General features: G+C 44.7%; 5 protein-coding genes. 4 read left to right on the top strand and 1 reads right to left on the bottom strand.

Annotated features, from left to right (window positions below; all coding sequences use genetic code 11):
* The first annotated feature begins 327 nt into the window (after positions 1–327).
* Positions 328–843, top strand: a complete 516-nt coding sequence (locus AK963_RS24725) for a GNAT family N-acetyltransferase (protein WP_066018056.1) — start codon at positions 328–330, stop codon at positions 841–843.
* Positions 844–1648: 805 nt separating this feature from the next.
* Positions 1649–2824, top strand: coding sequence for a hypothetical protein (locus AK963_RS24720; RefSeq protein WP_139117639.1), 1176 nt, complete (start codon positions 1649–1651; stop codon positions 2822–2824).
* A gap of 122 nt (positions 2825–2946) precedes the next feature.
* Here AK963_RS24720 and AK963_RS24715 read toward each other — a convergent pair whose 3' ends face one another.
* Entirely contained in the window at positions 2947–3474 is a 528-nt protein-coding gene (locus AK963_RS24715; protein WP_238593840.1) for a DUF1249 domain-containing protein, read from the bottom strand.
* A gap of 141 nt (positions 3475–3615) precedes the next feature.
* On the opposite strand from AK963_RS24715, the gene AK963_RS24710 reads away from it, so the two are divergent.
* A complete protein-coding gene (locus tag AK963_RS24710) occupies positions 3616–5016 on the top strand; it encodes a TolC family outer membrane protein (RefSeq protein ID WP_175404630.1) in 1401 nt (466 codons plus the stop codon).
* Between the two features lie 137 nt (positions 5017–5153).
* Positions 5154–5429, top strand: a complete 276-nt coding sequence (locus AK963_RS24705) for a hypothetical protein (protein ID WP_066018052.1) — start codon at positions 5154–5156, stop codon at positions 5427–5429.
* The last annotated feature ends 180 nt before the right edge of the window (positions 5430–5609 follow it).

Raw genomic sequence — 5609 nt, 5'->3', positions numbered from 1 at the left:
GGAAGTGCTTTTGACAACAAGAGCACTGATCCAGAGTAAGGGGCGCTGGGAACAACTTTGGTCTGAGTTCATGACTGGAAAGGTTGAAGCTAACCTATGAGTCAGTTATCAAATTGAGAGAGCACCCGAGTTTGATGTCCAGCAGTAGTCAGTATTGATAAATACAGTGGAATGTAATGTGAACAAAAGATTATTTCTGGTTTTGATCGCTTTTGATGATGTCTGTCATTAACGGTTTCAATGGCAGATATCATCAGCCTTATTGGTCAATAGCTGAAATCAGCGTGGAACCATATGAGGCACTCCCCTAAACAAATGGAGGTTCATATGAATACTGTTCAGCCACTGGAACCTGTCCAGAAAGTGATGATCCGGCCAATTTCTGAAGAGGATTTTCCGGCATTTCTTGCATTGTCTACCGTCATGCATAAAGAGTCTGAATATCGACATTTGTCATTCAGCGAGAAGCGGGTGCATGCGTTTTTTCGCAAACATTTGACGGAGCCTGATTTTGCCGGCTGGGTCGTAGAAGTGAATGGTAGCCTGGTTGCCGGTTTTCTTGCTCAGTATAACTACATCAGCCAGTTTTCAGATGATCGTGTTGCCTTTGAAAATGGTTTTTTTGTCCATCCTGACTATCGGCGTCAGGGCATTGCTGAGCAATTGTTTAATATGTATGAAGCGTGGGCCCAGAATAAAAACTGTCGCTACACTTACTGTTCAGTAACGACCGAAGTGGAAGATAAAAAGACAGTCGCACGGATAGAAAAAATGGGTTACAAACCGTGCGGCACGTTACTCAAAAAAGCGTTTTTGGATGAATGCGCTTCTTTTTGTCGTTAACGTAGGTTACCAACTGGTTAAAAAAGGCGAAGCATCAGGGATGCTGTGATTCCTTTGTAGTAGAAACGGATGTGCATTGTCCTGATAACTTGAGTCTGCATCAGGGGGGCTGCCGTAAAATAACCGAGATATCAGGAATTGTGGCCTTTAAGCTTGGTGATACCATCCTGCGTCAATAGAATTTTCTATTGAATGAGCTGGTCAAACGATACCATGCGGTTCGCAGGCTTTCACACACTTCAGCCAAAAGCGAACAACGTCAGGCGTCTAAAGCCAGGCAGATAGAAGACGCTTGCGTGGCATATTTTAAACACTGCAAATATATCCGGATAAAATGTCAGACAACTTTTTCTTTATAGGATAAACGGAGTTTAAAGACAGTCACCCGAGTACCGGGAAGTGGATTAGCTGCTTTTGAACGGAGTCTAGCCTTCGCAGTTGTCAGTAATAATCTTCAATGTCTGGGTAAACATTACTCGTGCGGGACAGGGATAAGCCACATATCCAGAAAAGAACAGCATGAATAGAGAAATCTCCAAATTACGAACTGATATCAACTCCGATGAGAGTAGCAATTATCTGGAAATTGCCGTTTCAACAGAAAATCAGTTTCTGAATACAAGAAACCGAGTAAAAGCAAAATATAAATGAGTCTTACATGCTCAATGAGTTTATGGCTGTCGCTTTGGAGGGGGGGGGACAGACACTATTTTCATATCAATCGGAACTTTTTGATAGCTATCAGGTCGGATTCTTACGCACAAAGAATGTATTTATACCCAAACCTTAAGTAACGGACTACATTATGCAAGCTATTCATTCTCATAGGCCTAGTGTTCCAATGCAGGAGCCAAGTCGGCCTGAAAATACTTCATTGCCATCGCCAAGCCTTACTGAGTCTGGTCTTGCTCCAGCTCAGCAGGAAAAAGCATTAACTGAATACAAAGTTGCCATAACCAGTGCTGTCCCAAGCCTGAAAGACACCAGTCAAATACCCGATCTGATGCCTGAAGATGACATCGTATCGATGCCTTCTCTGTCTTTTACCAACGGTAAAGAATATCAACTGCTCGAGCCCATTCCTGATCAAGTATGGTGTGAGTTTAAAACCGAGTTGGCAAGCAGAGCAGAAAAAACTAAATGTACTTTGTCGAACTTTGATGACAAAGAAAGGGCATTCACAATAAAGTTGGAAAAACAATTAGATTTTGGAGAGTGGGGGGCTACCTATTCAGGTTTGGTAAAAAAAGGGCAAACCATGGAAGATCCAAATCGAGCCGTATTTGATTTTTTTTTCGATGAGGGTTTGGATGAAGATAAGTCACCATTTGAGTTATACATGAGTACCAATCGGTTGATTCCCAGACTGGTGAGTAATATCACGCCTGAGGAAGATGAGGATCATGTAAGAATAAAAATATATGCATGTCCTCTTATGCAAACTCCCTACTGTGATGGTGAGATAAAAAAAATCCCATCTAAGATGATCGAAAAATCAGCTATATGGCATGACATTGGTTACCCAAAGGCTGCCTTCTGTGAAAGCGGCAATCATCTAATTGTGACCCGTGGCATTATTACCTGTTACGCTTTGGCACTGCAGGATATGAAAACAAAACAAACGTTTTTTATTCATAATTTATTCTTCGAATTCAGCCACGAAAACATGTCAAAAACTCTTGAAAAATGTTGGGCGAAGGGCATGGACAATTTGCAGGCTTCAATCATAGGAGGGCATGGGTATGCTTTTTATTTAGATGGAAGCCTTATTGAATTATGCCAGTTTCTGAGGAAACACAATATCCCGGTAAAACAATTCCATGTTGGACATTATGGTGATCGCCCTGAAAATATAGTGCTGGACACTTCGAGCTTCACCATACATGAAGTAGTTAAAACAAGTGAGTGCCAACCTTTAGAATGGGAGACAGAAGAAGACAGTGAGAACGAGTTGGGATATAAGCTATATCATTGCAAATGAGATCAGCGCGATTTCTGGTGACACTGTCTATGTAGTGCCTGTCTAAATACCTTTGAGGCAGAGATAAACGATTACAGTGCTATTTTTAATAGCGAACCCGAAGTCGGGGTGACAACTGCTTATCATGTTTTTTCTGTATACGTTCGACAGGCAGGCATTGCATAATCAAGCCATTGAGCCAGAAACTGGTTATGCTGCTCTTTTTCATCCGGCTGATACATTTTACTATTGGGGTAATCGTATCGTGGCTGGATTATCTGGCTTGTTTTTCGAGAGACAACTTCTGCCATATCTACGTCGTGATAGAGGCGTACTTCTGCTTCCGGCATTTTGAATAATTGCCCCCACTCAGCTTCCATCTGCAACTTCAACAAGGTGGTATATGGAGCCCGTTCCAGAACGTCGATGACCAGCCATTCCAGACCGTTATCCAGAGTATTTCTGTGCTGAACTGGGAGGCGAAAGTGCTCCTGCTCGGATAAATCAGGCAGCAGGCGTATAAGGCGCAAATAGTTCCTTTCGCAAGCTTGTTGCAGGCGAATCAAATTGACTCGGTAGTCCGGTTTCTGGGAATGTCTCTTCATAATATCTATTATAGCGTCCTCCTCCCTTAAGCCTAAAGAAGCAATATCCATAGAGGAATTCGTCATACTACTGCATTTTTTGCGTAAATTAGTGTAGATTTCCTTGATCTGAGTTTGATACAGCGATTTTATCCCCAACCAGGGACCAGTCTGGCAGCCGTTGACCGGTTAAGAATGACTGGCGAACTTTCCAAGGATCACAAAATTATGTCACGTAATAGTCGTAGAGGGTTTCTGCTTGCCGCCCTGGCGGGTGCCGTTTTGAATGTACAGGCTGCGCCAACTCAGTACAACCTGCTCGATGTCTACAATATGGCACTGGAGAATGATGCCCAGCTGGCGGCTGCCCAGGCATCCATGAAAGCGACCCAGGAGACTGTTAACCAGAGCCGGGCAACATTACTGCCAACACTCGGGCTATCTGCCAATACGCAATACAACAAAGCAGCTCGTGACTATGTTAGCGGTGGGGACCAGGAAGATAACTATAACTCCCACGGTTGGGGAGCGACCCTGACCCAGCCTCTGTTTAATATGAACAGCTGGTTTAATTATGAGCAGGCCAAGTCAGTGGGCGATCAGGCATCTGCTGTATTTGCCAATGCTCAGCAACAGTTGATCCTGCGTGTGGCAGAGTCTTACTTCAATGTACTCCGGTCTGAAGACAGCCTGATGACAGCCAAAGCTCAGGAGAGAGCGCTGAAGCAGCAGCTGGATCAGGCTCGTGAGCGTTACAATGTTGGCCTGATAGCAGAAACGGATGTGCTGGATGCCCGTGCCGCGTATGACAATGCCCGTGTTGCCCGTATTCAGGCTCAGAACCAGGTTTCAGTCAGTTATGAAGGTCTGCGTACCATCGTTAATCAGGACGTAACCGATATTGCCCAGTTGGAAAAGGCGATGCCTGTGGTTGCGCCGACACCAAACAACCCTGAAGAGTGGGTGAATACCGCGCTGGCCAATAACCTGGGACTGAAGGCTGCCCGTGAAGGGTTGACGGCCTCTGAGTCTAAAGTGAAAGCCAGCAAGTCCGGTCATGCCCCAACGGTAAATGCGTTTGCCAGTTATAACTACAGCTCCAGTAACTCAGCTACAGCAAGAGTACCAGCTGGTAACAGTCTGGTTTACTCCGGTGATGGAAACCAGACGGTTGTTGGTGTTCAGTTTGATCTACCTATCTTCTCGGGTGGTGCTACCACATCTGTTACCCGTCAGGCGGGCTATCAACTGGAAGAAGCTCAGAAGAATTACGATCAGCAGCTTCGTGACACCAATGCCAATACCCGTAACCTGCTGAGAACTGCCACTTCTGATGTAGACCGCGTTCATGCCAGCTGCCAGGTGATCATCTCTTCTGAAAGTGCACTGAAAGCAACCCAAAGTGGCTATGAAGTGGGTACCCGTAACATCACTGATGTTCTGGATTCTCAGCAGCAATTGTATTCTTCCATCAGTAACTACCTGAATACCCGTTATGACTTTATCGTCAATACGCTGAAGCTCAAGCAGGCAGCAGGTACTCTCAGCCCGGCAGATCTGGAAGAGCTGAATCAGTGGATGACGGATGCCAGCGACGAACTGTCAGTACCGGATGAGTGTCGCGGTTAATTACTGATAATCATGATGTTTCTGTAAAAATGGCCCCTGATGGGGCCATTTTTATTGGTGTGGAGAGCATAAAAATGGCCGCTGATGCTGAATCCACTCTTCTATACTGAATAAATACCCGATTATGGATGATGGTCATGGATGAGCATATCAAGAATTGTGAAACCCGTATGAAAACTTATGTGGATGATGGATGCTCTCTTGCAGAGGCGTTTCTGAAGACCTTTGCCTATGAAGATCTGGAAGAACAGCAAAAGGTCATGAATCGGATTCTTGGCAAATTGTCCATTCAGGGGCTGCAATTCGGAAACGATTATTACTTTGTGGATGGCAGTCGTTTGAACATTGACCCTGCTGTGGATTCAATGCTGGCGACCAAGTCTTCCAATACCGATTTACGTCCCAGACTTTAGATATATTCTCTAGGCCTGGTTGCCCTATATGCCTTTTTAAAAAAAGCGTATAGGTGTCATCACCGATGTAATAAGTCTTCAAAACACCAGTTTAATTTGACCTCCCGATTAACCCTTTTCTGGCCGATTGTTTTCCTGTTGGTATCAAGCAGGGAGCAGCGCCATGACCAATCGAGAGGA

Source organism: Endozoicomonas atrinae (genome assembly GCF_001647025.1).
Classification (GTDB): Bacteria; Pseudomonadota; Gammaproteobacteria; order Pseudomonadales; family Endozoicomonadaceae; genus Endozoicomonas; species Endozoicomonas atrinae.
Note: the sequence above shows the minus strand (reverse complement) of the source record. Positions and strands in the feature narration are given on the sequence as shown.